Source organism: Burkholderia sp. FW306-1C-G01B, assembly GCF_058781685.1.
Map to the genome: position 1 here is coordinate 30,242 of NZ_JBYSWZ010000023.1, position 26,342 is coordinate 56,583.

The following is a 26,342-nucleotide window of genomic DNA, read 5'->3' on the forward strand; positions in this document are numbered from 1 at the left end:
AAGCCTGAAGCAGGTGCACGATGAGCAGCCATGACGGCCTGATGGTTTTTACTGGCAACGCGAATCCCGCGCTCGCCCAGGAAGTCGTCAACATTCTTGGAATTCCCCTCGGCAAAGCAATGGTCAGCCGTTTCTCCGACGGCGAGATCCAGGTCGAGATCCAGGAAAACGTGCGTGGCAAGGACGTCTTCGTCCTGCAATCCACGTGCGCGCCGGCGAACGACAACCTGATGGAACTGATGATCATGGTCGACGCGCTCAAGCGCGCATCGGCCGGCCGGATCACCGCAGCCATCCCCTACTTCGGCTACGCCCGTCAGGATCGCCGCCCGCGTTCGGCGCGCGTCGCGATCTCGGCGAAGGTCGTCGCGAACATGCTGGAAATCGCCGGCGTCGAGCGGATCATCACGATGGATCTGCACGCCGACCAGATTCAAGGCTTCTTCGACATCCCGGTCGACAACATCTACGCAACGCCGATCCTGCTGGGCGACCTGCGCAAGCAGAACTACTCGGATCTGCTCGTCGTGTCGCCGGACGTCGGCGGCGTGGTGCGTGCCCGGGCACTCGCGAAGCAGCTCAACTGCGATCTCGCGATCATCGACAAGCGTCGTCCGAAGGCGAACGTCGCCGAAGTGATGAACATCATCGGTGAAGTCGAAGGCCGCACCTGCGTGATCATGGACGACATGGTCGATACGGCCGGCACGCTCTGCAAGGCCGCGCAAGTGCTGAAGGACCGCGGTGCGAAGCAGGTGTTCGCGTACGCGACGCACCCCGTGCTGTCGGGCGGCGCCGCCGACCGCATCGCCGCATCGGCACTCGACGAGCTGGTCGTCACCGATACGATCCCGCTGTCGGCCGAATCGCTGGCATGCTCGAAGATCCGCTCGCTGACGAGCGCGAGCCTGCTGGCCGAGACGTTCTCTCGGATCCGCCGCGGCGATTCGGTGATGTCGCTGTTCGCGGAATCCTGATCGCGAGTCGACACAACAAAGCATGCGCAGAAAGCGAAGCGGCAACGCTTCGCTTTTTGCACAATCGGACGGGATAGACGAAACCCCGCCGTTTCATCGGGGGCCGCCGTTTGACGGCCCCGTTTTACTGCCTGGTCGCGGGCAGCCATTGGAGAATCACATGAAAGTCGTCGCTTTCGAGCGCCAACAGCAAGGTACGGGTGCGAGCCGCCGCCTGCGCAACGCCGGTAAGACCACGGGTATCGTTTACGGTGGCGAAGCAGCCCCGCAAAAGATCGAACTCGATCACAACGCCCTGTGGCACGCCCTGAAGAAGGAAGCCTTCCACTCGTCGATCCTCGACCTCGAAGTGGCCGGCCAGTCGCAGCAGGTTCTGCTGCGCGACGTGCAATACCACCCGTTCAAGCAACTGGTGCTGCACGTGGACTTCCAGCGCGTTGACGCGAAGAAGAAGCTGCACACGAAGGTGCCGCTGCACTTCCTGAACGCCGAAGTCAGCCCGGCCGTGAAGCTGTCGAGCGCGGTCGTTTCGCACGTCGCGACGGAAATCGAAGTCGAGTGCCTGCCGGCTGCCCTGCCGGAGTTCCTCGAAGTCGACCTGTCGAAGATCGAAGCCGGTCAGTCGCTGCACGCGAAGGACATCGCGCTGCCGAAGGGCGTCGCGCTGGTCGCGCACATCGATGCGGAAAACCCGGTTGTCGCATCGGCGACGGTCCCGGCTGGTGCCGTGTCGGACGCAGCAGGCGAAGGCGAAACGCCGGCTGCCTAAGCGGCTGCCTACGCGCCCGATCGATCCGTTTCACGAAACGGTCGACGCAACCCGCCGCGGCTTGCCCGGCGGGTTTTTCTTTTTCTGCGCCCTAGCGGCAGCCGCCGCCTTCGAAACGTCATGATCAAACTGATCGTCGGCCTCGGCAATCCCGGGGCGGAATACACCGCGACGCGCCACAACGCCGGCTTCTGGCTGATCGACCAGCTCGCCCGCGAGACAGGCACGACGCTGCGCGACGAGCGCCGCTTCCACGGCTTCTACGCGAAAGCGCGCCTGCACGGCGAGGAAGTGCACCTGCTCGAGCCGCAGACCTACATGAACCGCTCTGGCCAGTCGGTCGTCGCGCTCGCGCAATTCTTCAAGATCCTGCCCGACCAGATTCTCGTCGCGCACGACGAGCTCGACCTGCCGCCCGGCACCGTGAAGCTGAAGCTCGGCGGCGGCAGCGGCGGCCACAACGGCCTCAAGGACATCTCCGCGCACCTGTCGACGCAGCATTACTGGCGGCTGCGGATCGGCATCGGCCATCCGCGCGACCTGATTCCGGAAAGCGCGCGCGCCGGCGCGAAGCCCGACGTCGCGAACTTCGTGCTGAAGCCGCCGCGCCGCGAGGAACAGGATGTGATCGACGCGTCGATCGAACGCGCGCTCGCCGTGATGCCGATGGTCGTCAAGGGCGAACTCGACCGCGCGACGATGCAGCTGCATCGCAACTGACCGCGCATCGCACCGGCCCGGTGCATCGGGCTGTCCGGCATCGCCGGGCGGCACCGCCCTCCCCACCTTGACGCGCACATGCGGTAATCTCGTCGTTTTGCCCGACAGGAGCCAAGCGGTGAGCCGTTACTGGAGCGACGTCGTTCAGCAACTCGTGCCTTATGTGCCGGGCGAACAGCCCGCGCTCGCGCACCCCGTCAAGCTGAACACCAACGAGAATCCCTATCCGCCGTCGCCGCGCGTCGTCGCGGCGATCGCACGCGAACTCGGCGAGACCGGCGACACGCTGCGCCGCTATCCGGATCCGGTCGCGCGTGCGCTGCGCGAGACGGTCGCGGCCCATCATCGCATCAAGCCCGAACAGGTGTTCGTCGGCAACGGCTCCGACGAGGTGCTCGCGCACACGTTCCAGGCGCTGCTGAAGCACGACCGGCCGCTGCGGTTTCCCGACATCACGTACAGCTTCTATCCGACCTACGCTCGCCTGTACGGCGTACAGACCACGATCGTGCCGCTCGCGGACGACTTCTCGATCCGCGTCGACGACTATATCGACGACGCCGGCGGCGTGCTGTTTCCGAACCCGAATGCGCCGACCGGGCGCGCGCTGCCGCTCGCGGATGTCGAGCGGATCGCGGCCGCGAATCCGTCGTCGGTCGTCGTGATCGACGAGGCCTATGTCGATTTCGGCGCGCAGTCCGCGATTACGCTGATCGACCGCCATCCGAACCTGCTTGTCGTGCACACGACGTCGAAGGCGCGCTCGCTCGCGGGCATGCGCGTCGGCTTCGCGTTCGGCGACGCGGCACTGATCGACGCGCTGAACCGCGTGAAGGACAGCTTCAACTCCTATCCGCTCGACCGGCTCGCGCAGGTTGCCGCGCAGGCCGCGTACGAGGACACCGACTATTTCGACGCGACCTGCCGGCGCGTGATCGACAGCCGGACGCGGCTCACACACGCGCTCGACGCGCTCGGCTTCGACGTCGTGCCGTCGGCCGCGAACTTCGTGTTCGCGCGCCATCCCGCGCACGATGCGGGCGCGATCGCGGCAAAGCTGAAGGAACGGGAAATTTTCGTGCGGCACTTCCGGCTGCCGCGAATCGACCAGCATCTGCGCATCACCGTCGGCACCGACGCCGAATGCGATGCGCTCGTCGCGGCGCTGCGCGAGCTGCTTGCCTAAGGAAGAACCGGCGCCGGACGGCGCCGCTCGGGATGCGTGACGCGTGCGCCGATAAACCAAAGCGCGCGCGTCACCGCAGGGTCACGACGCGTCGTCTCCCTTCCCGGCGATCAACGCGTGATACTTCTCCATCAATTGCGCGTGCGATTCGTCATGCTGCGGATCGCGCGGAATGCATTCGACCGGACACACCTGCTGGCACTGCGGTTCGTCGAAATGGCCGACGCACTCGGTGCACTTGTTCGGGTCGATCACGTAGATATCCGGGCCCATCGAAATCGCGCCGTTCGGGCACTCGGGCTCGCACACGTCGCAATTGATGCACTCGTCGGTAATCATCAAAGCCATACTGATCTCACTTCTTCAGGCCGGCGGTCGGATTCGCAACGAAACCGGCCGGCGCCGCGTTACGCGGCAGGGCCTCCCATCGCGGCGACTTTCTCGGTCAGCCACTTCTCGACGGACGGAAACACGAACTTGCTGACATCGCCGCCCAACTGCGCGATTTCGCGCACGATCGTTCCCGAGATGAACTGGTACTGATCGGACGGCGTCATGAACATCGTCTCGACGTCGGGCAGCAGATAGCGGTTCATCCCCGCCATCTGGAACTCATATTCGAAATCGGACACGGCGCGCAGGCCGCGCACGATCACGCGCGCGTTGTTGGTGCGGACAAAGTCCTTCAGGAGACCGGTGAAACTCATCACCTTCACGTTCGGATAATGGCCGAGCACCTCGTTCGCAATCGTCAGACGTTCTTCGAGCGAGAAGAACGGCTTTTTCGCGCGACTGTCGGCGACACCAACCACCAGCGTATCAAAAATGCTCGACGCACGCCGCACGAGGTCTTCGTGCCCGCGCGTCAGCGGATCGAACGTACCGGGATACACGGCGACTACCATGTCGCTCCTCCTGTCATCACGCAAACGGGATGGCAGCGGTGCGATGCGCACGCCACTGCCGAGATGGGCATGCGTCGCCTTTGCGGCGCGCCGCCTCGTATCGAACGCGCATTATTCATCATTTTCGCGCCGCAGCAAATGATAGTGAACCGCACCGGCCTTGCCGTGCTTCACGACCTGCCAGCCCGCGAGCACGTCGTGCGCGGCCGGATCGAGTTCCGCCCCCGTCTCGACGTACAGCGCACCGTCCGCCGCGACAAGCGGCGCCGACAGCGCGATCGCGCGCTCGAGCACAGCGGAATCGCCGAACGGCGGATCGAGAAACACGACGTCGAACGCACCCGGCGCGAGCCCGGCCGCGAGCCGCAGCGCATCGGCTTCGGCGACTTCGACCGTGCGGGCGCCGAGCTTGTCCTTGATCGCACGCAGTTGCTGCGCGGCGCGCGGATGGCGTTCGACCATCACGACGCTCGCCGCGCCGCGCGACGCGGCCTCGAAGCCGAGCGCGCCGGTGCCCGCGAACAGGTCGAGGCAGCGCCGGCCTTCGAGATCCTGACCGAGCCAGTTGAACAGCGTCTCGCGCACGCGATCGGGCGTCGGCCGCAGGCCGTCGAGATCGAGCACCGCGAGCGGGGTACGTTTCCAGTCGCCGCCTATGATGCGGATCGTGTGCGGCTTGCCGCGGCCAGGAGGGGCCGCCGGGCGGCCGGGAGAGGAACGGGACATACGGAATATAGGCAACGGAGGGACCGGGCGCGCGCCAAGGCGCACCGCCAAACAGGCGCACGTTACCACAGCGGCGTCGCGCACTGACGCGAGCGCCACGCCGCACTGATAAAATGCACGGTTTCGGCCGCCGTGCGCCGCGCCCGCGCGAACGCAGAACGGCCCGTCCGGCGCCCCGCTCCTGGCGGCGGCCCCCCTCTTCCCGACGTCAGACCATGTTCAGCTTCTTCAAACGATTCAAGAAAACGCAGGAGCCCGATCCCGCGGAATCGCAATCGGCCGACGCGCAGCAAACGGACGAGCCGTCCGATGCGCCCGCGCTCGAGGCTCCGCCCGCGGCCGACGTGCCGCAGGCGCCCGTGCAACCGGCCGCGCCGGCCGTCGTGATGACGGTCACGCCGACCAACGACGGCCGCGACGAAGTCGTCGAGACGGTCGAGATCGTCCCGCCGCCGCTGCAGGACGCATCCGCGAAGCAATCGTGGCTTGCGCGCCTGAAAACGGGGCTCGCGAAAACGGGCAACAGCATCACCGGCGTATTCGTCAACACGAAGATCGACGAGGATCTGTACGAGGAACTCGAAACCGCGCTGCTGATGTCCGACGCGGGCGTCGACGCGACCGAGTACCTGCTCGACGCGCTGCGCGAAAAGGTGCGCACCGGCCGGCTGACCGACCCGCAGCAGGTGAAGAGTGCGCTGCACGACCTGCTCGTCGAGCTGCTGAAGCCGCTCGAGAAATCGCTGATGCTCGGCCGCGCACAGCCGCTCGTGATGATGATCACCGGCGTGAACGGCGCGGGCAAGACCACCAGCATCGGCAAGCTCGCGAAGCATCTGCAGAGCTTCGACCAGTCGGTGCTGCTGGCCGCGGGCGACACGTTCCGCGCGGCGGCGCGCGAACAGCTGGCGGTCTGGGGCGAGCGCAACAACGTGACGGTCGTGCAGCAGGAAAGCGGCGATCCGGCCGCGGTGATCTTCGACGCGGTCAGCGCCGCGCGCGCACGCAAGATCGACGTGATGATGGCCGACACGGCCGGCCGCCTGCCGACGCAGCTCCACCTGATGGAAGAGCTGAAGAAGGTGAAGCGCGTGATCTCGAAGGCGCACGACGGCTCGCCGCACGAAGTGCTGCTGGTGATCGACGCGAACACCGGCCAGAACGCGCTCACGCAAGTGAAGGCATTCGACGACGCGCTCGGCCTCACGGGACTCATCGTCACGAAGCTCGACGGCACTGCGAAGGGCGGGATTCTCGCCGCGATCGCGCGGCAGCGCCCGGTGCCCGTCTACTTCATCGGCGTCGGCGAGAAGGTCGAGGACCTGCAGCCGTTCAGCGCCGTGGAATTCGCGGACGCGCTGCTCGGCTGAACGCCGCCGGCCCGCATCGCCCAGGGCGCCTTCGGGCGCCCTTTTTCATGCGCGCCCGAGGGGCGCCGCGCTCATTCGGCGTCGGGTTGCGCGCCGGGCTCGGCGGCCTTGAACGCGTCGAGCGTCGATGCATGGTCGACGATCCGTTGAATCGTCGGATAACGCGTCGTGTCGATCGAGAAGCGGTTCGCGTTGAACACCTGCGGCACGAGGCACAGGTCGGCGAGCGTCGGCGTGTCGCCGAAGCACAGCTTGCCGGTGCGCGGATCGTTCGCGAGGCGCGTCTCGAGCGTTTCGAAGCCCGCCTCGATCCAGTGCCGGTACCACGCGTTCTTCGCCTCCTCGGGTACCTGCAGCGTGTGCTTCAGGTACTTCAGCACGCGCAGGTTGTTGAGCGGATGGATTTCGCACGCGATCTGCAGCGCGACCGCGCGCACGTACGCGCGGTCGACCGGCTGCTTCGGCAGCAACGCGGGCTCCGGATGGGTTTCTTCGAGATATTCGATGATCGCGAGCGACTGCTGCAGCGTCGCGTCGCCGTCGGTCAGCGTCGGCACGACCGCGTCCGGATTCAGTGCACGGTACTCGTCCTTCAGTTGCTCGCCACCGTTGCGCAGCATGTGCACGGGGACATAGTCGAACGGCAGCTGCTTCAGGTTCAGGGCGATCCGCACGCGGTACGACGCAGAACTGCGGAAATAGCTGTAGAGCTTCATGGGATGTCTCTCGTAGTCGTATTCGGCCGGCAACGGCACAGGCGCGGCGCAGCCGGCGCGCCCACCGCCGGTAACCAGAGTGTAGCGCGGCGCGATGCGCGGCCGCGCTTGCGCCGGCCGCACCCGTGCGATACTCGGGGCATTCCTTACGCTCACCTCGCGGCCCGATGCCGGCCGCCCGCCCCACGTCCCGATGACCGCTTCCCACGATCCCGCCGCCGTTCCGTTCCGTTGCGCCCGCTTCATCAAGGAGATCGGCCGCGGCCCGCACGGCGCGCGCGCACTGTCCGCCGAGGACACGTTCGAGCTCTATCGCGCGATGCTCGACGCGCGTGTGTCGGACGTCGAACTCGGCGCGATCCTGATCGCCTATCGGCTGAAGGGCGAAACGTCCGACGAGCTGGCTGCGATGCTCGCCGCCGCGCAGGCGTCGTTCGAGCCCGTGCACGTGCAGGACGCCGCGTTCCGCCCCGTGTCGATCCCGAGCTACAACGGCGCGCGCAAGCAGCCGAACCTCGTGCCGCTGCTCGCGCTGCTGCTCGCGCGCGAAGGCGTGCCGGTGCTCGTGCACGGCGTCGAGCGCGACCCGGGCCGCGTGACGAGCGCGGAGATTTTCTCGGCGCTGTCGCTCGCGCCGTCGACGTCGCACGATGCGATCGAGGACATGCTCGCCGAGCGCCGCGTCGCGTTCGCGCCGATCGAAGCGCTGGCGCCGCGCATCGCGCACCTGCTGTCGATGCGCAGCGTGCTCGGCGTGCGCAACTCGACGCATACGCTCGTGAAGATCCTGCAGCCGTTCGCGCCGGCCGGCCTGCGGCTCGTCAACTACACGCATCCGCCGTACCGCGACAGCCTCGCGCAATTGTTCCGCGACCATCCGGACGCCGCGCTCGGCGGCGCGCTGCTCGCGCGCGGCACCGAGGGCGAGGCCGTCGCCGATACGCGGCGCCAGGTGCAGGTCGACTGGCTGCATGACGGCGTATGCGACACGCTGATCGAGGCCGAACGTTCGTCGACCGATACGCCGCCCGTCGCGCTGCCCGAATCGCGCGATGCGGCGACGACGGCCGCGTGGACGGACGCCGTGTTGCGCGGCGAGGTGCCGGTGCCCGACACGGTCGCGCGGCAGGTCGCGACGATCGTGCAGATCACCCGCATCGCGCGCTGACGGCGCGGCAACGACCCGCCCCGCGCCCCCGACCATTTGACACGCGAGCGCATCCTGGCATAGAGTTGCCGTCATGCGTTCCTTTCCGAACACCCTCCGAATTACCTCCGGCCGCCTAGCGCGGCCGCTATCGCTACGACTAGCCTAAGGCTGTCGTAGCGCCGTGTGCTGTCCGCACGGTCCCTCCCAGCAGTTCCTCGCCGTACCCCTCTCGCAGTTTTTACAACCCGAAGTCGTCAGCATTCGTCCGTCTATCCGTCGGTCGATTCGCGAAGATCATCCGCATCCGCAGCGCGATCGCGCGCCGCGGTGCGAGGCAGCGCCAACCGTCGCCCCTGCCGCCCGTCTTCGCTCGCGACTTGAGACCCGAGGTCCAGAAGATGAAGCGCAATCCGCAAGACAAGTACCGTCCGTTCGAGCCCGTCCGCATCAATGGCCGCCGCTGGCCGACCCGCACCATCGAGCGCGCGCCCGTCTGGATGAGCACCGACCTGCGCGACGGCAACCAGTCGCTGATCGAGCCGATGAGCATCGAGCAGAAGCTCGAGTTCTTCGAGATGCTGGTCGCGATCGGTTTCAAGGAGATCGAAGTCGGTTTTCCGTCGGCGTCGCAAACCGACTTCGATTTCGTCCGCAAGCTGATCGACGACAAGCGGATTCCCGACGACGTGACGATCGAGGTGCTCGTGCAGTCGCGCGAAGACCTGATCGCCCGCACGTTCGACGCGCTCGAAGGCGTGCCGCGCGCGATCGTGCACCTGTACAACGCGGTCTGTCCGTCGTTCCGCCGCATCGTGTTCGGGATGTCGAAGAACGACGTGAAGGCGCTCGCGGTCGACGGCACGCGCATCATCAAGGAACACGCCGCCGCGCGCCCCGACACGCACTGGACCTTCCAGTACTCGCCGGAAACCTTCAGCATGACCGAGCTGACGTTCGCGCGCGAGATCTGCGACGCGGTCGCGCAAACCTGGCGGCCGACCCGCGACCACAAGATGATCGTCAACCTGCCGGCCACCGTCGAGGCCGCGAGCCCGAACGTGTTCGCCGACCAGATCGAATGGATGGACCGCAACCTCGCATATCGCGACAGCATCGTGCTGTCCGTGCATCCGCACAACGATCGCGGCACCGCGGTCGCGGCGGCCGAACTCGCGCTGCTCGCGGGCGCCGACCGCATCGAGGGCTGCCTGTTCGGCAACGGCGAGCGCACCGGCAACGTCGATCTCGTCACGCTCGCACTGAACCTCTACACGCAAGGCATCGACCCGGGCCTCGACTTCTCCGACATCGACGCGGTGCGCCGCGTCGTCGAACGCTGCAACCAGATTCCCGTGCATCCGCGCCATCCGTACGCGGGCGACCTCGTGTTCACCGCGTTCTCGGGCTCGCACCAGGACGCGATCCGCAAGGGTTTCGCGCAGCAGCGCCCCGACGCGGTCTGGGAAGTGCCGTACCTGCCGATCGACCCGGCCGACCTCGGCCGCAGCTACGACGCGGTGATCCGCGTGAACAGCCAGTCCGGCAAGGGTGGCGCGACGTTCCTGCTCGAACGCGGGATGGGCTTCACACCGACGCGCCGCGTGCAGATCGAATTCAGCCATGCGGTGCAGACGCTCGCCGACGCGTCCGGCGAGGAAGTGACGGGCGACGCGATCTGCGCGCTGTTCGCCCGCGAATTCTTCGAGACCGACGGCCCGGCCGCGCGGCATGGCAGCGGTGCGCGCTGGCAGAGCCGCGAGATCGCGGCAGCGCCGGCAGCGGCCGACGCGACACCCGAAGACGCCGTGCGACATTTCGCCGCGGCATTCGCGGCGGCCGCCGGCGCTGCGATCGACATCGCGTCGTACGAACATGCGCGCACGACGGACGGCCGGATCGCGGTATCGGTCGGCTGCCGGGTCGGCGATGCGCCGCTGCGGCACGGGGTCGGCCTGCACGCCGATGCGGCAAGCGCCGCGCTCGATGCAATCGTCAGCGCAATCAACCGTTCGGCATGGCATTGCACGGATCGCCGCGCGGCGGCCTGACGCTCAGGGTTCGACAGTCAGCGAGCAGGGCGTGACCGCCCGTGCGCCGCGCGATCCGCGCCGCACGGGCCAGCAAAAAGCGGCCCATAAGGCCGCTTCGGTGGGGACATGAAAAGGAGCGCCACGCGCGCTCATGTCTCGGTCGCGCACCGCGTCGCCTGCCATGCGAGCAGGCACCAGCGGCCCTGCTCCTCGGTGTGGACGGACGTATAGGCAATCGGGAAGACCAGGCCGCCGTTGTTCGTTTCCATCTCGATCAAAGCGCGCCCGGTGACGACGCAGGTTTCGCCGCCGACGGGCAACACGTCCTGCGACTGGATTTCGATCTGACGATAGCGGCGGCGGCCGGCGACGATGGCGTCGATGAACTGCTGCTTGGTTTCACGTTTGCCGTTGGTGTGCACGAAGAACACCTTGTCCGACAGCAGCGCGTCGAGCGCCTCGCCGTCCCCGTCCACCATCGCCCGGAACCGATCGCGCTCGAGCGCGCGGATCGCATCGACCACCTTCGCCATCGCCTGACTCCTCGGCAACGCGCACGCCGTGCGCGGGCATGCGGATCAGAAGTTGTACTGCACGTAGAACTGGTGGAAATTTATACCAGGATTCGGCTCTTTGATACCCGCGTTAGACACATGTTGAAAACGGTAACCGACCTGATACTGTTGCCGTTCTCCGAACTGTGCGCCGACGCCGACGACATCCACGAACTGGAACGACGTCGCGAGCGAAAGATTGTTGGAGATCGTCGGGGAAGTCAGGAACCGGATACCGGCGCCGGCCTCGACGAACGGGCGCACCTGGCCCGCACTCTTGATGAAGCGGAACATCGGCGTCCCGCCGAATTCGCCGATGCTGCCGTGGACATTGCCGCCCGTGTGCCAGTAGCCGACGTGGCCTTCCATCACGAACGCGAAGTGCCAGCCGCCGATTTCCCACCAGTTCCAGCCCGGATCCCACACCACGCCGAGATCGGCCTTGTCGATCCCGTGACGATCCGAAAACCCGCCGCCCGCCTGGATACCCCATCGATCCGCGAACGCCGCACCCGATCCGCCCAGAAGTGACGCCGCCAGCATCGCATGCAGCGCAAGCCGGCTGCGGGGCCGGCGATTCTTCTTATTGTTCATCTGACACTCCAACTTTGTGGGTTGAATGGAGCCTGCCGCGACGGCCTGGCCCGAGCGAACTGAATGGTATGGTAAAGGACTTTTCGGATCGGCATCACGAAGCGAAATGGCTTCCTTCCAAAACGACAAAAATCGAAATCGTCTACTGATTCCTATCAGAAACAAGGGTTTACGGAACTTCGATCGGCCGCCTCGGTCGCAATTTAGACTATCGCCTCGACTATCTCGATAGAAAAATCGGGAACTCAGATGCCCACGCCCTCTCTAAGGAATTAGCACTCGGTTTGCGGGAGTGCTAAGATTGGCCCCGGAATCTCATCCGAGACCCGGGGTTTGTCCCTGATTCCAAAGGAGTTTTTAGTGAGCAACGCCCTGACCCTTCCGAATATCCTGAGCCCGACGCCGGCCAAGGCCGAATCGGCAGGCTCGCTGGCGCTCGCAGCTCAATCGATGTTGCCGGGCCAGCTTGGCAACATCGACGCGTATATCCAGGCCGTCAATCGCATTCCTCTGCTGACGGCCGAAGAGGAACGCCAGTACGCAACCGAATTCCGCGAAAACAACAACCTCGACTCGGCGCGCCGCCTCGTGCTGTCGCACCTGCGTCTCGTCGTGTCGATCGCGCGCAACTATCTCGGCTACGGCCTGCCGCACGGCGACCTGATCCAGGAAGGCAACATCGGCCTGATGAAGGCCGTGAAGCGCTTCGATCCGGCCCAGAACGTGCGCCTCGTGTCGTACGCGATCCACTGGATCAAGGCCGAGATCCACGAGTACATCCTGCGCAACTGGCGCATGGTGAAGGTCGCGACGACGAAGGCGCAGCGCAAGCTGTTCTTCAACCTGCGCAGCCACAAGAAGAGCATGCAGGCGATGACGCCCGAGGAAATCGACGGCCTCGCGCAGGAGCTCAACGTCAAGCGCGAAGACGTGACCGAGATGGAAACGCGCCTGTCGGGCGGCGACATCGCACTCGAAGGGCAGGTGGAAGACGGCGAGGAGTCGTACGCGCCGATCGCCTACCTGGCCGACTCGCACAACGAGCCGACCGCCGTGCTTGCAGCGCGTCAGCGCGACACGCTGCAGACGGACGGCATCGCGCAGGCGCTCGACGCGCTCGACGCGCGCAGCCGTCGCATCATCGAGGCGCGCTGGCTGCACGTCGACGACGACGGCTCGGGCGGCTCGACGCTGCACGATCTCGCCGCCGAGTTCGGCGTGTCCGCGGAACGCATCCGCCAGATCGAAGCGAGCGCAATGAAAAAGATGCGCACCGCCCTCGCCGAATACGCATAAATCCGGCGATTCAGAGCGCTTCATCGAAAACCGCTGCCCGACCGGCAGCGGTTTTTTTTCGTCTGCTTTTTCCTGCTGCTTTTCCGCTTTTCCCGCTGCGTTTCATCCGCTTTACCGCCCGTTTCTTCGCCGATCAATTGACCTGATTCATCAGGCATTAGGCCGTTTTCGGGTCCCTTCCGCACAACCTTGATCTGCCTCAAGTTTCAGCCCGCAGTTAGCGACGGTCTGCCGCAGCGCAGCACTCGGCATCGGAAAGCCGCCATCTTAAAATTGGCATGTCAGGCGCAAAAGGATTAAAACAGCTTTCACGGCCGTCATAAATCCGACGTAAAGTCGCCCCCAATCCGACCTAAATCGATTCAGGATAATCGCCTTGATCTCGATCAATAAAGAGCCTGCGCCGCCTCCCCAGCGGCCGGCCGGCACGATCGGCTGGCGTGCGCGCATCGCCGCGTGGGCTCGCGGACCGACCCTCACCCGCGACATCACCCTGGTGCTGATCGTCAAGCTGATCCTCCTGATGTCGCTCAAATACGCATTCTTCAATCATCCGCAGGCCGAGCACATGTCGCTTCCGCCTGCCGCCGTCGCCGAGAAGCTGCTCTCGGTACCGGCGCCTGCACCCACCGAGGGAGACCACCATGATAAGTAGTGAAGTCGTCGATCTATCACGCCTGCAGTTCGGCATCACGGCGCTCTACCACTTCCTGTTCGTGCCGCTGACGCTCGGCCTGTCCTGGCTGCTCGTCATCATGGAGGCCGTCTACGTGATGACCGGCAAGCAGGTCTACAAGGACATGACCCAGTTCTGGGGCAAGCTGTTCGGCATCAACTTCGCGATGGGCGTGACGACCGGCATCACGCTCGAATTCCAGTTCGGCACGAACTGGTCGTACTACTCGCACTATGTCGGCGACATCTTCGGCGTGCCGCTCGCGGTCGAAGGCCTGATGGCGTTCTTCCTCGAATCGACGTTCGTCGGCCTGTTCTTCTTCGGCTGGAACCGCCTGTCGAAGGTCAAGCACCTGATGGTCACGTTCCTTGTCGCGCTGGGCTCGAACCTGTCCGCACTGTGGATCCTCGTCGCGAACGGCTGGATGAACAACCCGGTCGGCGCCGAGTTCAACTACCAGACGATGCGGATGGAGATGACGAACCTGTTCGACGTGCTGTTCAACCCGGTCGCGCAGGTGAAGTTCGTGCACACGGTGTCGGCCGGCTACGTGTCGGCCGCGATGTTCGTGCTCGGCGTGTCGTCGTGGTACCTGCTGAAGAAGCGCGACATCGACTTCGCGCTGCGCTCGTTCGCGGTCGCGGCCGGCTTCGGCCTCGCGGCGACGCTCTGCGTGATCGTGCTCGGCGACGAATCGGGCTATACGACCGGCGAAGTGCAGAAGATGAAGCTCGCCGCGATCGAATCCGAATGGGAAACGCAGCCGGCGCCCGCATCGTTCACGCTGATCGGCATTCCGAACCAGGAAGAACAGCGTACCGACTACGCGATCAAGATCCCGTATGCGCTCGGCCTGATCGCGACGCGCTCGATCGACGAACCGGTGATCGGCCTGCGCGATCTCGCGAAGCGCAGCGAGGAGCACATCCACAGCGGGATGATCGCGTACGGCGCGCTGCAGAAGATCAAGCAGGGCGATACGAGCGCCGCGACGCGCGAACTGTTCGACCAGCACAAGCAGTATCTCGGCTACGGGCTGATGCTCAAGCAGTTCACGCCGAACGTGACCGACGCGACGCCCGAGCAGATCAAGGCCGCCGCGAAGAAGACGATCCCGCCAGTCGCGCCCGTGTTCTTCTCGTTCCGGATCATGGTGGCCCTCGGCTTCCTGTTCGTCGCGACATTCGTTGCCGCGTTCTGGTTCTGCGCGCGCCGCGAACTGCTGCAGGACAACCGCCGCTGGTTCCTGCGCTATGCGGTGTGGGCGATCCCGCTGCCGTGGATCGCGATCGAATTCGGCTGGATCGTCGCCGAGCTCGGCCGCCAGCCGTGGACGATCGCGGGCGTGCTGCCGACGCACCTGTCCGCGTCGAGCCTGACACCGACCGACCTGTACCTGAGTCTCGCGGGCTTCATCCTGTTCTACACCGCGCTGTTCGTCATCGAGATCAAGCTGATGTTCAAGTACGCGCGCCTCGGCCCGTCGTCGCTGCATACCGGCCGCTATCACCACGAACTCGCGGCCGCCAGCGAGCGCGCCCCGGCCTGAGCACGCACCCGAAACGGAACAAGGAATCGCTATGGACTATGCAACTCTCAAGCTGATCTGGTGGCTGCTCGTCGGCGTGCTGCTGATCGGCTTCGCCGTCACCGACGGCTTCGACATGGGCGCGACCGCGCTGCTGCCGTTCCTCGGCAAGACCGACGAGGAGCGCCGCATCATCGTCAACACGGTCGGCGCGACGTGGGAAGGCAACCAGGTGTGGCTGATCACGGCCGGCGGCGCGATGTTCGCGGCCTGGCCGCTCGTCTATGCCGCGTCGTTCTCCGGCTTCTACTTCGCGATGCTGCTCGTGCTGTTCGCGCTGTTCTTCCGGCCGGTGGGCTTCGACTACCGCAGCAAGCGGCCGGACCCGCGCTGGCGCGCGGGCTGGGACTGGGGCCTGTTCGCCGGCGGCTTCGTGCCGGCGCTCGTGTTCGGCGTCGCGTTCGGCAACCTGCTGCAGGGCGTGCCGTTCAAGTTCGACAGCGACCTGCGCGTGACCTATTACGGCAGCTTCTGGGCGCTGCTGAACCCGTTCGCGCTGCTGTGCGGGCTCGTCAGCCTCACGATGCTCGTCGCGCACGGCGCCGCGTTCATCAAGATGAAGACCGACGGCGTGATCGCGCGCCGCGCATCGATCGCGCTGCGTGTGGCGTCGTTCCTCGCGGTCGTGCTGTTCGTGCTGGCCGGCGTGCTGATCGCGTCGTATATCGGCGGCTTCCACATCACGAACGCCGCGCCGACCGACACGGTCGCGAACCCGCTGCTCAAGGACGTCGCCGCCGGCTCGGGCCTGTGGCTCGCGAACTACGGCGAGTATCCGTGGATGATCGCGGCGCCGGTCGTCGGGATCGCGGGCGGCCTGCTGGCGCTGCTGCTCGCCGGCTCGAAGCAGGAGAAGACGGCGTTCTTCTGCACGGGCCTGATGATCGTCGGCGTGATCCTGACCGCCGGCTTCTCGATGTTCCCGTTCATCATGCCGTCGTCGCTCGATCCGCGCAGCAGCCTGACCGTGTGGGATTCGACGTCGAGCCACAAGACGCTGCAGGTGATGCTGTTCGCGGTGATCGTGTTCCTGCCGATCGTCCTGATCTACACGGGCTGGGTGTATCGCGTGATGCGCGGCAAGGTCACGCGCCAGACGCTCGAAGAGAACAATCACTCGATGTATTGAACCGGGCCGGGGCGCGCAGGCGCCCCCGTCCACCGTTTCGCAAGGAGTCGGATCATGTGGTATTTCAGCTGGATTCTCGGTATCGGCGTCGCGCTGTCGTTCGGCATCGTCAATGCGATGTGGCTCGAAGCACGGCAGAAGACGCAGGAAGCGCCCGCGCGCGTGCGCCGCGACTGACGCGTGACATGCTGCGCGGCGGATCGCGCCGCCGCCGTCCGGAACGAACCTCGCTTCGCGCGAGGTTTTTTTTCGTCTCTGCCGTCCGGACAGGCACCGCACGCCGATGCCAATTTAGCGCCAGATTGATACCACTTGAATACCAATAAAAGGTTTCATAAGATCGTTGGACACGGCCGCTGACAAGCCGAATCCTTCTGGGTGGGGGAGACATGCGAATCCCGTTTATGGCGCGCGCCTGCGCGTCGTGTCGCCGGGCGGCGGCCGGTTGCCGTTCGGCGGCGCCTGTCGTCGCCAGCGTGCGCGGCCGGACGAACATAGCCGACCGCGGCCGCTTCGCCATTGCGGCCGTTGCCGCGCGCCGCCGATGAACGCGCGTACGCCGCCCCGCCGATCCGATCGGCACGCCTGCCCGCGTCCCGTTCCGTAACGCACGCCCCCGCGTGCCGAATGCGCGCGGTGCGGCCTCATCGTCCCGCGCGCTGGCATCTCCCGCAGCTCCACTGAAAGACCCGATCGCAGCGACGTCACCCCACGACGCCGCTACGCCCCCTTTTTTCTCAGGAGTTCGAATGAAGCACACCTTGTCGTCCCTCTTTGCCGGCGCGCTGATCGCAGCGCTGTCGCCGGCCGCGATCGGCGCCCAGCCGGCGTCGACCGCGGCCGGCGCAACCGCAGGCATCGCGCAGCCCACCGCGCAAGCGGCCAGTCTCGCGACGCTGCTGTCGAACGGCCTCGCGTTGCGCGTCGCCGTCGACAACAACCACGCAGCCGCGGCCGGCGTGCCGTGCGCCGATCTCGGCGCCGACGGCGCGGCCTGCGCGACGGGCCGCCTGATCCTGCAGAACCGCGGCCACCAGGCGATCGCCGACGGCGGCTGGAAGCTCTACCTGCACAGCATCCGCCGCCTGCTGCGGATCGATCGTCCGGGCTTCGCGCTGCGGCGGCTCACGGGCGACCTGTACGAGCTGACGCCGCAGCCGGGCTCGGTGCGGCTTGCGCCGGGCGAGCGCATCGAGCTGCCGTTCGTCGCCGAATACTGGCTGCTGCGCTACAGCGACGTGATTCCGCGCCCGTACGTCGTCGTCGACGGCGCGCCGCCCGCCGTGCTGCGCTACAACGACACCGACGACGAGCTACGCTACGTCGAATCGCTGCCGGCCGACGCGCAGAACAACTCGACCGGCAATGCGCCGCCGGTAGCCGCCCGGCCCGACGCGAGCCGGGCGCTGCCGAGCGTGAAGCGCGAGCAGCCGCTGCCCGGCACGCTCGACCTGCGCGGCGTCGAGTTCGCGTTGCCGAACCTGCCGGACGCGCAGGTCGCGGCGCTGCGCGAGCGCGCGACGACGCTCGGCCTCGACGGCGCACGCGTGCCCGTGTGGGGTGCCGTCGCGCCGCGCCGGCTGCCGGCCGACATCGCGACGCCGGGCGGCTACCGGCTCGCGATCGGGCCGCGCGGCGTGTTCATCGAAGCCTACGATCGCGCGGGCCTCTACTACGGCGTGCAGACGCTCTTCTCGCTCGCGCCGGCCGGCGGCGGCCCGATCCCGGCGATGCTCGTCGAGGATGCGCCGCGCTTCACGCATCGCGGGATGCACGTCGACCTCGCGCGCAACTTCAAGCACCCGGCGACGCTGCGCCGCCTGATCGACCAGATGAGCGCATACAAGCTCAACCGCCTGCACCTGCATCTGTCCGACGACGAAGGCTGGCGCATCGAGATCCCCGGCCTGCCCGAGCTGACCGAGATCGGCTCGCGCCGCTGCCACGACCCGAGCGAGACGCGCTGCCTGCTGCCGCAGCTCGGCTCCGGCCCGGACAACCGCTCGGGCGGCGGCTACCTGACGCGCGACGACTACGTGGCGCTCGTGCGCTACGCGGCCGCGCGTTTCGTCGAGATCATTCCGGAGATCGACATGCCCGCGCACGCGCGCGCGGCCGTCGTGACGATGGAGGCGCGCTACCGCCGGCTGCATGCGGCCGGCCGCGAGCAGGAAGCGAACGCATACCGGCTGCTCGATCCGCAGGACACGTCGAACCTGCTGACGGTGCAGTTCTACGACCGCCGCAGCGACCTGAACCCGTGCGTGCCGGGCGCGCTCAATTTCGCGTCGAAGGTGATCCGCGAGATCGCGGCGATGCATGCGGACGCGCAGGCGCCGCTGCACACCTGGCACTATGGCGGCGACGAGGCGAAGAACATCCTGCTCGGCGCGGGCTTCCAGCCGCTGAACGGCACCGACCCGAACAAGGGCCGCATCGATCTCGCCGCGCAGGACAAGCCGTGGGCGCGTTCGCCCGCATGCACGGCGCTGCTCCAGCGCGGCGAGATCAAGTCGATCGACGAACTGCCGACGCGTTTCGCGCAACAGGTGAGCGCGGCCGTCAACGCGAACGGGATCGACACGATGGCCGCGTGGCAGGACGGCATCAAGCATGCGAACGGGCCGCAGGACTTCGGCACGCGCCACGTGATGGTGTCGCTGTGGGACACGATCTTCTGGGGCGCGTCGGACAGCGCGCGCGACCTGAGCGGCAAGGGCTACCTGACGGTGCTGGCGCTGCCCGACTACCTGTACTTCGACTTCCCGTACACGCTCAACCCGCGCGAGCGCGGCTACTACTGGGGCTCGCACGCGACGGACGAGTACAAGGTGTTCTCGCTCGCGCCGGAGAACCTGCCGCAGAACGCCGAGGTGATGGGCGACCGTGGCGGCAACGCGTTCGAGGTAACGGGCTCGGGCCCCGCGCCGCGTGTCGAAGGCATGCAGGGGCAGGCGTGGGGCGAGGTGATGCGCAACGACACCTTCCTCGAATACATGGCCTACCCGCGGCTGCTCGCGCTCGCCGAGCGCGCGTGGCACCGGGCCGACTGGGAGCTGCCGTACGCGGCCGGCGTGCGCTACAAGCGCGGCGATACGCATCACGTCGACACGGCCGCGCTGCAGCGCGACTGGGCCGGCTTCGCGACGCTGCTCACGCAACGCGAATTGCCGAAGCTCGACCGCGCGGGCATCGGCTACCGGAAGCCGACCTTCACGCTGACGAATCCGTGAACGGTTGAGCGGTTGAGCGATTCGGACGAACGCATCGCTCAATCGCCCCACCAAAGCAAAACGGCTTGCGACGCATCGCAAGCCGTTTTCGTTTCTGCCGACCGGCCCGAACCCGCAGCGCGGGTCCTGCCGGCCTTATTGCGTCATGCCGGTTGCGCTGCCGCCCCGCCTGCCGCCGGCGGCAGGCGGGCGCCGAGCTGTTCGGCATAGCGTGCCGCCGCGTTGCCGCAGACGATGTGGAACGTGTCGAGCGACACCCACGCGACGTCGAGCGCGCCGAGACGATCGCGATCGACCGCCGACGGATCGCGCACGACGACGCGCAGGCGCGTGGTCGCGACCGCGTCGAGCGACGCGACGTTGGTCGCCCCGCCGAATACCGCGAGCCAGCGTGCCGGCTCCGGATCGAGCGGGCCGGCGGCCGCGCCCGTGACGGGCTGCGCCGCGGCGGCCGTCGCCGTCGACGCCGCGCCGGTCGCACCGCTGCCGATCGCGGTACGCATCTCGTCGGCAATGAGGTCGGCCTCGGGCCCGATGATCACCTGCACGCTGTTGCCGCCGCGCTTGAGCACGCCGCGCGCGCCGATCGACTTCAGTTCCGGCTCCGATACCTGCTCCGGATCGACGACGGTCAGGCGCAGGCGCGTCGTGCATGCGTCGACGACCGTCAGGTTGCCCGCCCCGCCGAGCGCGGCGATGTAGCGCTGCGCGCGCGGTGCAGCCGATGCGGCGCCCGCGGCCGGCGCGACGAAGCCGCCCGATGCGTACGATTCCGCCGCCGCGTCGGCCGATGCCGGCTCACGGCCCGGCGTCGCCATGCTGAACTTGCGGATGAAGAAGCGGAACAGCCCGTAGTACGCGGCGCCGTATGCGATGCCGAGCGGAATCGCGATCCAGCCCTTCGTCGACAGCCCGTAGTTCAGCACGTAGTCGATCGCACCGGCCGAGAACGTGAAGCCGAGCTTCACGCCGAGGATCTGGCAGATCGCGAGCGACAGCCCCGTCAGCACCGCGTGGATCACGTACAGCACCGGCGCGAGGAACATGAAGCTGAACTCGATCGGCTCGGTCACGCCGGTCAGGAACGACGTCAGCGCCATCGAGAACAGCAGGCCGCCGACCATCGCGCGGCGCTCCTTGGGCGCTTCGTGCAGCATGGCCAGACACGCAGCCGGCAGGCCGAACATCATGATCGGGAAGAAGCCGGCCATGAAGGTGCCCGCGGTCGGGTCGCCCGCGAAGAAGCGGTGCAGGTCGCCGTGCACGATGTCGCCGCCGGCGGGCGGCGTGAAGTTGCCGAACACGAACCACGCGAGCGAGTTGATGATGTGGTGCAGGCCCGTGACGAGCAGCAGGCGGTTCAGGAAGCCGAACACGAACGCACCGATCGCGCCCGCCGTCGTCAGCCACTGGCCGGCCGCGTCGATCGCATGCTGGACCGGCTGCCACACGTACCCGAACACGATGCCGAGTATCACGCAGACCAGCCCCGTGATGATCGGCACGAACCGTTTGCCGCCGAAGAACGCGAGGTAGTCCGGCAGCTTGATGTCCTTGAAGCGGTTGTACAGCAAGCCCGCGACCACACCCGCGATGATCCCGGACAGCACGCCCATGTTCAGCTTGGGATCGATGTCCTTCATGATCGCGGTTTCGATCAGGTAGCCGATCGCACCCGCAAGCGCAGCGACGCCGTTGTTGTCCTTCGCAAAGCCGACCGCCACGCCGATCGCGAACAGCAGCGGCAGGTTGTCGAAGATCGCACCGCCGGCGTCGGCGATCATCTTGATGTTGAACACGTCCGGCTGGCCGAGCCGCAGCAGGATGCCGGCGACCGGCAATACCGCGATCGGCAGCATCAGCGCCCGGCCCAGGCCCTGTATTTTCAGAAACGGATTCCCGTTCATTCAGTCCTCCAATCCTTGTCTCGTCATGAATCGTCGTTGACCTAATTGCTTTCGTAGTGAAACGGGTCGCGAGCCTGCCTTCGACGTTCAGTCGAGCGGCCAGACCTCGCGGCTTGCTGCCCTTACCGCCTGTGCCGAATCGAGCGCGAGCAGATCCTGCGCGCGCTGACGGCACAACTGGTAATCGAGACGGCGCACACACGCCTTGATGCCCGGCACCGCTACCGGGTCGACCGACAGTTCGGTCACGCCGAGGCCGACCAGAATCGGCACCGCGAGCGGATCGCCGCCGAGCGCGCCGCACACGCCGACCCACTTGCCGTGCTTCGCGGCGCCGCGCACCGCGATGTCGATCAGGCGCAGCACGGCCGGATGCAGGCCGTCGGACTGCGCGGCCAGATCGGCCTGGCAGCGGTCCATCGCGAGCGTGTACTGCGTCAGGTCGTTGGTGCCGATCGACAGGAAATCCGCGTGTTGCGCGAGCTGGTCGGCCAGCAGTGCGGCCGACGGCACCTCGATCATCACGCCGACCTCGATCGGCTCGGTGCGGCCCTGCGCGCGCGCGAACTCGTCGATGCGCTTTCTGAGCCGCACGATCTCGCCCGCGTCGGTGACCATCGGCAGCAGGATGCGCACCGCGCCGAACGGCTTCACCGCGAGCAGGCCCTGCAACTGATCGTCGAGCAGATCCGGGCGCACCTGCGCGAGGCGGATGCCGCGCAGGCCGAGCGCCGGGTTCGGCTCGGGCGGCAGCGTCAGGTAGTCGACTTCCTTGTCGGCGCCGACGTCGAGCGTGCGGATGATCGCCGTGCGGCCCTGCAGTGCGTCGACGATCGACTGGTAGCTCTGCTGGTGTTCGACGACCGTCGGCGCGGCCTGGCGATGGATGAACATCAGTTCGGTGCGCAGCAGGCCGACCGCGTCCGCGCCGTTGTCGACCGCGGTGTTCGCGTCGTCGAGCGTCGCGATGTTCGCGGCCACCTCGATCGCGCGGCCGTCGGCCGTCACGGCGGCAACGCCTGCCAGCTGCCGGTTCGCTTCGCGCACGCCGTCCAGGCGCTGGCGCTCGTGCCGCGCGCGTTCGACGTCGAGCGCGGTCGGCGCGTGTTCGAGACGGCCCGCGCTCGCATCGACGACGACCTGCGTGCCGTCCGGAATCGCATACAGCGCATCGCCGACCGCGACCAGCGCCGGGATGCCGAGCTGCCGCGCGATGATCGCCGCGTGCGACGTCGCACCGCCGCGCGCCATCACGAGCGCGGTCACGCGCTGGCGATCGAGCGACGACAGGTCCGACGGCGTGAATTCCTCGGCCGCGAGCACGGCCTCGTCGGGCAGCGCACGCGCCGCGCCGTTCGTGTGGCCGAGCGCGCGCAGCACGCGCTTCTCGATGTCGCGCAGGTCGGCTGCGCGTTCGGCGAGCAGCGCGTCGTCGAGCTTCGACAGCGTGTCGATCTGCGTGCGGATCGTCGCGCGCCATGCGAAGCCCGCGCCCTTGCCGAGGCTGATCAGGTCGCGTGCCGCGTCGATCAGCGTCGGATCCTCCAGCAGCACGCGATGCACCGCGAAGATGCCCGCTTCGCCGACCGCGCCGCGCGCCGATGCGCTGCGCACCGTTTCGTCGAGTTCGGCATCGACTGCCTTCAGTGCCTGGTCGAGCTGGCGGCTTTCCGTGGCCGGCGTGCCGGCTGCCTGCTCGGGCGGCACGATTTCCGCATCGTCGAGACGCACCAGCGTGCCGACCGCGATGCCGGGGGCCGCACACACGCCCGCGAGCGAGTTCGGGTCAATCGGCGCGCCGACGTTGCGCGCGACCGTCTGCGGCGCGGGCGACCTCAGCCGTGCCGGCTTTTCCTCGACCTCGCCGTGCGCTTCGCGCAGCAGTTCGTGCTCGACCGCATCAACGGCCTGCTGTGCGTGCGCGCCGCGGCCGACCAGTTCGACCGTCGCGCCTTCGCCGGCGCCGAGGCCGAGCAGGCCGACGACGCTCGCGATCGAAGCCTTGCGGCCGTCGAACAGCACGTCGACGGTCGCGTCGAGCCCGCGCACGGCTTCACGCGCACGCGCGGCCGGCCGCGCATGCAGGCCGCCCGGCTGCGCCAGCACGATTTCGCGGCGCACTTCGTTGTGCGCCGCCGCGCCGGCCTGCGCCGCCTGCGCGGCGGCTTCGCCCTTGCCGCGCAGCGTGAGCAGCGGCGTCTCGCCGGCCGTCGCGAAACCGCTCGCACGGTCGACGACCTCGAACGCGTCGGAGTTCGCGATCGCGATCACCGACACGAGCGAATGCGCGCTGCGCGCGACCGCGTCCTGGTCGAACTCGATCAGCAGATCGCCCGCCTCGACGCGCGCGCCGGCCTCGACGTGCGCGGCGAAGCCCTGCCCGTTCAGCTCGACGGTGTCGATGCCGATGTGCAGCAGCACTTCCGCGCCTTGCGGCGTCGTGATCGTCACCGCGTGGCCCGTGCGCGCGAGATGCGACACGATGCCCGCGCACGGCGCGACGAGCCTGCCCGCGAGCGGGTCGATGCCGATGCCGTCGCCGAACATCCCGCCGGAGAACACCGGATCGGGCACGTCGGCCAGCGGAACGATCGGCCCCGTCAGCGGGGCAAGCAGGACGATCTGATCGTGGGTGGGACTCTTCAACTGGGACTCCTCGGCGCGTCTCATCGGCGGTCTCGGCTATCAGTGCGTTTCGGTGACTTTGTTCAGGTGGCGCGGCGTGTCGGGATTGCGGCCGCGCGCGACGGCAAGATCCGCCGCCATCACGTAGAACGAAAGAATGGCGGCGATCGGGTCGAGCGCCGGATGGGCGGATTGCGCGAGCGGCAGCACCGTGCCCGATACGCCGGGCGTGCCGGCGGGCGCCGCGAGCAGCACGGCGGCACCGCGTGCACGCATGTCTTGCGCGAGCTGCAGCAGGCCGGCCTGTTCGGGCCCCGGCGGCGCGAACACGAGCAGCGGATAGTCGCGGTCGATCAGCTCCATCGGGCCGTGACGGACTTCGGCGCTCGAGAACGCCTCGGCCTGGATGCCGGACGTTTCCTTCAGCTTCAGCGCGGCTTCCTGCGCGATCGCGAGACCGAGGCCGCGGCCGATGACGATCATCCGCTCGACGCCCGCGAGCGCGGCAACGGCCTGCGACCAGTCGAGCCGGCCGGCCTGCGCGAGCACGTCGGGCAGGCCGCGCAGCGCGGTCATCAGCGCGGCGTCGCGCTGCCAGTAAGCGACGATCTGCGCGGACAGCGACAGCATCGCGATATAGCTCTTCGTCGCGGCGACCGACAATTCGGGGCCGGCGAGCAGCGGCAATTGATGCTCGCACGCATCGGCGAGCGGCGACGGCAGCACGTTCACGGCGGCGACGGTGCGCGCGCCGGCTTCGCGCAGCGCGGCCATCGTGTTGACGAGGTCGGGGCTCTTGCCCGACTGGGAGAATGCGATCGCGAGTTGATCCTGCACCTTCAGCGGCGCCTGCTGCAGCGTCGCGACCGACATCGGCAGCGACGCGACCGGCACGCCGAGGCGGCTCATCGTCAGGCTCGCGAAATAGCTCGCGGCGTGATCCGAGCTGCCGCGCGCGACCGTCAGCGCGACGGCCGGCGGGTGATCGAGCAATTGGCCGGCGAGCGCTTCGACGCGCGTGGTGTCGGCGATTTGCGCGGCGACGACCTGGGCGGACTCGCGCGCTTCCTTAAGCATATTCGACAATCGATTCTCCTTCGACATAGGTCGCGGTGAGGTTCAGGTCTCGATCGAACACCGCGAGGTCGGCCCATGCGCCGCGCTCGAGGCGGCCGCGATCGGCGACGCCGAGGTAGTCGGCCGCATAGCGCGACATCCGGTTCGACACGTCGGCGATCGGCAGGCCGAGCGACACGAGGTTGCGCAGCGCCTGGTCCATCGTCAGCGTGCTGCCGGCGAGCGTGCCGTCGGCGAGCCGCACGCCGCCGAGGCACTTCGTCACGTGCTGGCTGCCGAGCCGGTATTCGCCGTCGGGCATGCCGGTTGCGGACGTGCTGTCGGTCACGACGTACAGGCGCGGGATCGCGCGCAGCGCAGCACGAATCGCGCCCGGGTGCACGTGCAGCAGGTCGGGAATGATTTCCGCGTATTCGGCATGCGCAAGCGCCGCGCCCACCAGGCCCGGGTTGCGGTGATGCAGCGGCGACATCGCGTTGAACAGGTGCGTGAAGCCGCATGCGCCGTGCTTGAGCGCGGCGACGGCATCGTCGTAGGTCGCGAGCGAGTGGCCGAGCTGCACGCGCACGCCGCGCGCGGCCATCTCGCCGATGATCTCGATGTGGCCGGCGATTTCCGGCGCGAGCGTGACGACGCGGATCGGCGCGATCGACAGGTACTTCAGCACTTCGTCGAGCACGGCCGACACGGCCGCGTCGGGCTGCGCGCCGAGCTTGCCGGGGTTGATGTACGGCCCTTCGAGGTGCACGCCGAGCACGCGCGCGCCGCCCGGCGTGCGGGTGCGCGCGACGCTGCCGAGATTGCCGACGACCTTCATCAGTTCGTCGCGCGGCGCGGTCATCGTCGTCGCGAGCAGGCTCGTCGTGCCGAATTGCGCGTGCGTGCGGGCGATCGTCTCGATCGCGTCGCCGCCTTCCATCACGTCGGCGCCGCCGCCGCCGTGCACGTGCAGGTCGATGAAGCCGGGCAGGATGTACGGCGCGTCGTTCTTCGCGGGATCGGCGGGCGTGCCGTCGAGCGTGGTGATGCGGCCGTTCTCGCTATCGAGCGAACCGTGAATCCAGCCGGCGGGGGTGAGGATGTTTCCAGTCAGCATGACGTTCTCTTGATGATC

Annotated in this window: 24 protein-coding genes; 13 read left to right on the forward strand and 11 right to left on the reverse strand. The window is 67.4% G+C overall.

Annotated elements, in window-relative coordinates:
- The first annotated feature begins 20 nt into the window (after positions 1-20).
- From AC3WLY_RS33005 to hisC, 4 genes are all read left to right on the forward strand, one after another.
- Complete coding sequence (locus AC3WLY_RS33005; RefSeq protein WP_034179069.1) at positions 21-977, forward strand: ribose-phosphate pyrophosphokinase; 957 nt, start codon at positions 21-23, stop codon at positions 975-977.
- Positions 978-1,137: 160 nt separating this feature from the next.
- Positions 1,138-1,746 (forward strand): 50S ribosomal protein L25/general stress protein Ctc, encoded by a 609-nt coding sequence (locus AC3WLY_RS33010; RefSeq protein ID WP_175963647.1) that lies wholly within the window; start codon positions 1,138-1,140, stop codon positions 1,744-1,746.
- A 120-nt stretch (positions 1,747-1,866) separates the two neighbouring features.
- Complete coding sequence (gene pth, locus AC3WLY_RS33015) at positions 1,867-2,466, forward strand: aminoacyl-tRNA hydrolase (RefSeq protein ID WP_175963646.1); 600 nt, start codon at positions 1,867-1,869, stop codon at positions 2,464-2,466.
- A gap of 118 nt (positions 2,467-2,584) precedes the next feature.
- Positions 2,585-3,652 (forward strand): histidinol-phosphate transaminase, encoded by a 1,068-nt coding sequence (hisC, locus tag AC3WLY_RS33020; protein ID WP_492309251.1) that lies wholly within the window; start codon positions 2,585-2,587, stop codon positions 3,650-3,652.
- Between the two features lie 81 nt (positions 3,653-3,733).
- On the opposite strand, the gene AC3WLY_RS33025 is transcribed toward hisC, so the two are convergent.
- The 3 genes from AC3WLY_RS33025 to rsmD all read right to left on the reverse strand — a co-directional run bounded on the left by AC3WLY_RS33025 (position 3,734) and on the right by rsmD (position 5,283).
- Complete coding sequence (locus tag AC3WLY_RS33025; RefSeq protein WP_034179073.1) at positions 3,734-4,000, reverse strand: YfhL family 4Fe-4S dicluster ferredoxin; 267 nt, start codon at positions 3,998-4,000, stop codon at positions 3,734-3,736.
- Positions 4,001-4,059: 59 nt separating this feature from the next.
- On the reverse strand, positions 4,060-4,557 hold the full coding sequence (gene coaD, locus AC3WLY_RS33030) for a pantetheine-phosphate adenylyltransferase (protein ID WP_031403077.1): 498 nt from the start codon (positions 4,555-4,557) through the stop codon (positions 4,060-4,062).
- 111 nt (positions 4,558-4,668) lie between these two features.
- Positions 4,669-5,283 carry a 16S rRNA (guanine(966)-N(2))-methyltransferase RsmD gene (rsmD, locus tag AC3WLY_RS33035; RefSeq protein ID WP_175963644.1) on the reverse strand — a complete coding sequence of 205 codons (615 nt, stop codon included), beginning with the start codon at positions 5,281-5,283 and terminating at the stop codon, positions 4,669-4,671.
- Positions 5,284-5,498: 215 nt separating this feature from the next.
- Here rsmD and ftsY point away from each other — a divergent pair, with 215 nt between their 5' ends.
- Positions 5,499-6,653: a signal recognition particle-docking protein FtsY gene (ftsY, locus tag AC3WLY_RS33040; protein ID WP_492309250.1), complete on the forward strand. Its 1,155-nt coding sequence runs from the start codon at positions 5,499-5,501 to the stop codon at positions 6,651-6,653.
- A 71-nt stretch (positions 6,654-6,724) separates the two neighbouring features.
- Here the strand turns inward: ftsY and maiA are convergent, their stop codons facing one another.
- Entirely contained in the window at positions 6,725-7,369 is a 645-nt protein-coding gene (maiA, locus tag AC3WLY_RS33045) for a maleylacetoacetate isomerase (protein WP_072444701.1), read from the reverse strand.
- Between the two features lie 193 nt (positions 7,370-7,562).
- Here maiA and ybiB point away from each other — a divergent pair, with 193 nt between their 5' ends.
- Positions 7,563-8,537 (forward strand): DNA-binding protein YbiB, encoded by a 975-nt coding sequence (gene ybiB, locus AC3WLY_RS33050; RefSeq protein ID WP_175963642.1) that lies wholly within the window; start codon positions 7,563-7,565, stop codon positions 8,535-8,537.
- 380 nt (positions 8,538-8,917) lie between these two features.
- Positions 8,918-10,567, forward strand: a complete 1,650-nt coding sequence (gene leuA / locus AC3WLY_RS33055; RefSeq protein WP_492309249.1) for a 2-isopropylmalate synthase — start codon at positions 8,918-8,920, stop codon at positions 10,565-10,567.
- Positions 10,568-10,698: 131 nt separating this feature from the next.
- On the opposite strand, the gene AC3WLY_RS33060 is transcribed toward leuA, so the two are convergent.
- Both AC3WLY_RS33060 and AC3WLY_RS33065 read right to left on the reverse strand, forming a co-directional pair.
- Entirely contained in the window at positions 10,699-11,082 is a 384-nt protein-coding gene (locus tag AC3WLY_RS33060) for a nuclear transport factor 2 family protein (RefSeq protein WP_034179077.1), read from the reverse strand.
- Between the two features lie 45 nt (positions 11,083-11,127).
- Positions 11,128-11,697 (reverse strand): acyloxyacyl hydrolase, encoded by a 570-nt coding sequence (locus AC3WLY_RS33065; RefSeq protein WP_072444709.1) that lies wholly within the window; start codon positions 11,695-11,697, stop codon positions 11,128-11,130.
- Between the two features lie 360 nt (positions 11,698-12,057).
- Between AC3WLY_RS33065 and rpoH the strand changes: the two genes are divergently transcribed.
- Positions 12,058-12,993, forward strand: coding sequence for an RNA polymerase sigma factor RpoH (rpoH, locus tag AC3WLY_RS33070; protein ID WP_175963640.1), 936 nt, complete (start codon positions 12,058-12,060; stop codon positions 12,991-12,993).
- Between the two features lie 20 nt (positions 12,994-13,013).
- Here rpoH and AC3WLY_RS33075 read toward each other — a convergent pair whose 3' ends face one another.
- Positions 13,014-13,151, reverse strand: a complete 138-nt coding sequence (locus AC3WLY_RS33075; protein WP_175963639.1) for a hypothetical protein — start codon at positions 13,149-13,151, stop codon at positions 13,014-13,016.
- A 218-nt stretch (positions 13,152-13,369) separates the two neighbouring features.
- On the opposite strand from AC3WLY_RS33075, the gene cydP reads away from it, so the two are divergent.
- The 5 genes from cydP (at position 13,370) to AC3WLY_RS33100 (ending at position 19,619) form a co-directional block, all read left to right on the forward strand.
- The gene (gene cydP / locus AC3WLY_RS33080; RefSeq protein WP_425131920.1) at positions 13,370-13,648 is read left to right on the forward strand and encodes a cytochrome oxidase putative small subunit CydP; all 279 of its coding nucleotides are present in this window, start codon (positions 13,370-13,372) and stop codon (positions 13,646-13,648) included.
- Positions 13,638-15,218, forward strand: a complete 1,581-nt coding sequence (locus AC3WLY_RS33085; RefSeq protein ID WP_492309248.1) for a cytochrome ubiquinol oxidase subunit I — start codon at positions 13,638-13,640, stop codon at positions 15,216-15,218. Before cydP ends, AC3WLY_RS33085 begins: the two co-directional genes overlap by 11 nt.
- A 31-nt stretch (positions 15,219-15,249) precedes the next feature.
- Positions 15,250-16,386 (forward strand): cytochrome d ubiquinol oxidase subunit II, encoded by a 1,137-nt coding sequence (gene cydB / locus AC3WLY_RS33090; RefSeq protein WP_492309247.1) that lies wholly within the window; start codon positions 15,250-15,252, stop codon positions 16,384-16,386.
- Between the two features lie 54 nt (positions 16,387-16,440).
- Positions 16,441-16,563 (forward strand): cytochrome bd-I oxidase subunit CydX, encoded by a 123-nt coding sequence (gene cydX / locus AC3WLY_RS33095; RefSeq protein ID WP_034179083.1) that lies wholly within the window; start codon positions 16,441-16,443, stop codon positions 16,561-16,563.
- 572 nt (positions 16,564-17,135) lie between these two features.
- Positions 17,136-19,619 carry a beta-N-acetylhexosaminidase gene (locus AC3WLY_RS33100; RefSeq protein WP_175963636.1) on the forward strand — a complete coding sequence of 828 codons (2,484 nt, stop codon included), beginning with the start codon at positions 17,136-17,138 and terminating at the stop codon, positions 19,617-19,619.
- 143 nt (positions 19,620-19,762) lie between these two features.
- Here the strand turns inward: AC3WLY_RS33100 and nagE are convergent, their stop codons facing one another.
- The 4 genes from nagE to nagA all read right to left on the reverse strand — a co-directional run bounded on the left by nagE (position 19,763) and on the right by nagA (position 26,324).
- Positions 19,763-21,526, reverse strand: a complete 1,764-nt coding sequence (gene nagE, locus AC3WLY_RS33105; RefSeq protein WP_175963635.1) for an N-acetylglucosamine-specific PTS transporter subunit IIBC — start codon at positions 21,524-21,526, stop codon at positions 19,763-19,765.
- An 87-nt stretch (positions 21,527-21,613) separates the two neighbouring features.
- Positions 21,614-24,196 carry a phosphoenolpyruvate--protein phosphotransferase gene (gene ptsP, locus AC3WLY_RS33110; RefSeq protein WP_175963634.1) on the reverse strand — a complete coding sequence of 861 codons (2,583 nt, stop codon included), beginning with the start codon at positions 24,194-24,196 and terminating at the stop codon, positions 21,614-21,616.
- A gap of 15 nt (positions 24,197-24,211) precedes the next feature.
- Positions 24,212-25,228: an SIS domain-containing protein gene (locus AC3WLY_RS33115; protein WP_175963664.1), complete on the reverse strand. Its 1,017-nt coding sequence runs from the start codon at positions 25,226-25,228 to the stop codon at positions 24,212-24,214.
- Positions 25,221-26,324: an N-acetylglucosamine-6-phosphate deacetylase gene (gene nagA / locus AC3WLY_RS33120; protein WP_175963633.1), complete on the reverse strand. Its 1,104-nt coding sequence runs from the start codon at positions 26,322-26,324 to the stop codon at positions 25,221-25,223. Before nagA ends, AC3WLY_RS33115 begins: the two co-directional genes overlap by 8 nt.
- Positions 26,325-26,342 lie beyond the last annotated feature (18 nt).

Excerpts from the sequence above, each read along its gene's own strand:
- AC3WLY_RS33115 (WP_175963664.1), bottom strand. The coding sequence starts at position 25,228 with ATGCTTAAGGAAGCGCGCGAGTCCGCCCAGGTCGTCGCCGCGCAAATC.
- nagE (WP_175963635.1), bottom strand. The coding sequence starts at position 21,526 with ATGAACGGGAATCCGTTTCTGAAAATACAGGGCCTGGGCCGGGCGCTG.
- nagA (WP_175963633.1), bottom strand. The coding sequence starts at position 26,324 with ATGCTGACTGGAAACATCCTCACCCCCGCCGGCTGGATTCACGGTTCG.
- ptsP (WP_175963634.1), bottom strand. The coding sequence starts at position 24,196 with ATGAGACGCGCCGAGGAGTCCCAGTTGAAGAGTCCCACCCACGATCAG.
- ftsY (WP_492309250.1), top strand. The coding sequence starts at position 5,499 with ATGTTCAGCTTCTTCAAACGATTCAAGAAAACGCAGGAGCCCGATCCC.
- cydX (WP_034179083.1), top strand. The coding sequence starts at position 16,441 with ATGTGGTATTTCAGCTGGATTCTCGGTATCGGCGTCGCGCTGTCGTTC.
- AC3WLY_RS33060 (WP_034179077.1), bottom strand. The coding sequence starts at position 11,082 with ATGGCGAAGGTGGTCGATGCGATCCGCGCGCTCGAGCGCGATCGGTTC.
- AC3WLY_RS33065 (WP_072444709.1), bottom strand. The coding sequence starts at position 11,697 with ATGAACAATAAGAAGAATCGCCGGCCCCGCAGCCGGCTTGCGCTGCAT.
- AC3WLY_RS33085 (WP_492309248.1), top strand. The coding sequence starts at position 13,638 with ATGATAAGTAGTGAAGTCGTCGATCTATCACGCCTGCAGTTCGGCATC.
- pth (WP_175963646.1), top strand. The coding sequence starts at position 1,867 with ATGATCAAACTGATCGTCGGCCTCGGCAATCCCGGGGCGGAATACACC.
- cydB (WP_492309247.1), top strand. The coding sequence starts at position 15,250 with ATGGACTATGCAACTCTCAAGCTGATCTGGTGGCTGCTCGTCGGCGTG.
- AC3WLY_RS33100 (WP_175963636.1), top strand. The coding sequence starts at position 17,136 with ATGAAGCACACCTTGTCGTCCCTCTTTGCCGGCGCGCTGATCGCAGCG.
- AC3WLY_RS33025 (WP_034179073.1), bottom strand. The coding sequence starts at position 4,000 with ATGGCTTTGATGATTACCGACGAGTGCATCAATTGCGACGTGTGCGAG.
- coaD (WP_031403077.1), bottom strand. The coding sequence starts at position 4,557 with ATGGTAGTCGCCGTGTATCCCGGTACGTTCGATCCGCTGACGCGCGGG.
- rsmD (WP_175963644.1), bottom strand. The coding sequence starts at position 5,283 with ATGTCCCGTTCCTCTCCCGGCCGCCCGGCGGCCCCTCCTGGCCGCGGC.
- AC3WLY_RS33075 (WP_175963639.1), bottom strand. The coding sequence starts at position 13,151 with ATGCCTGATGAATCAGGTCAATTGATCGGCGAAGAAACGGGCGGTAAA.
- ybiB (WP_175963642.1), top strand. The coding sequence starts at position 7,563 with ATGACCGCTTCCCACGATCCCGCCGCCGTTCCGTTCCGTTGCGCCCGC.
- maiA (WP_072444701.1), bottom strand. The coding sequence starts at position 7,369 with ATGAAGCTCTACAGCTATTTCCGCAGTTCTGCGTCGTACCGCGTGCGG.
- AC3WLY_RS33005 (WP_034179069.1), top strand. The coding sequence starts at position 21 with ATGAGCAGCCATGACGGCCTGATGGTTTTTACTGGCAACGCGAATCCC.
- leuA (WP_492309249.1), top strand. The coding sequence starts at position 8,918 with ATGAAGCGCAATCCGCAAGACAAGTACCGTCCGTTCGAGCCCGTCCGC.
- AC3WLY_RS33010 (WP_175963647.1), top strand. The coding sequence starts at position 1,138 with ATGAAAGTCGTCGCTTTCGAGCGCCAACAGCAAGGTACGGGTGCGAGC.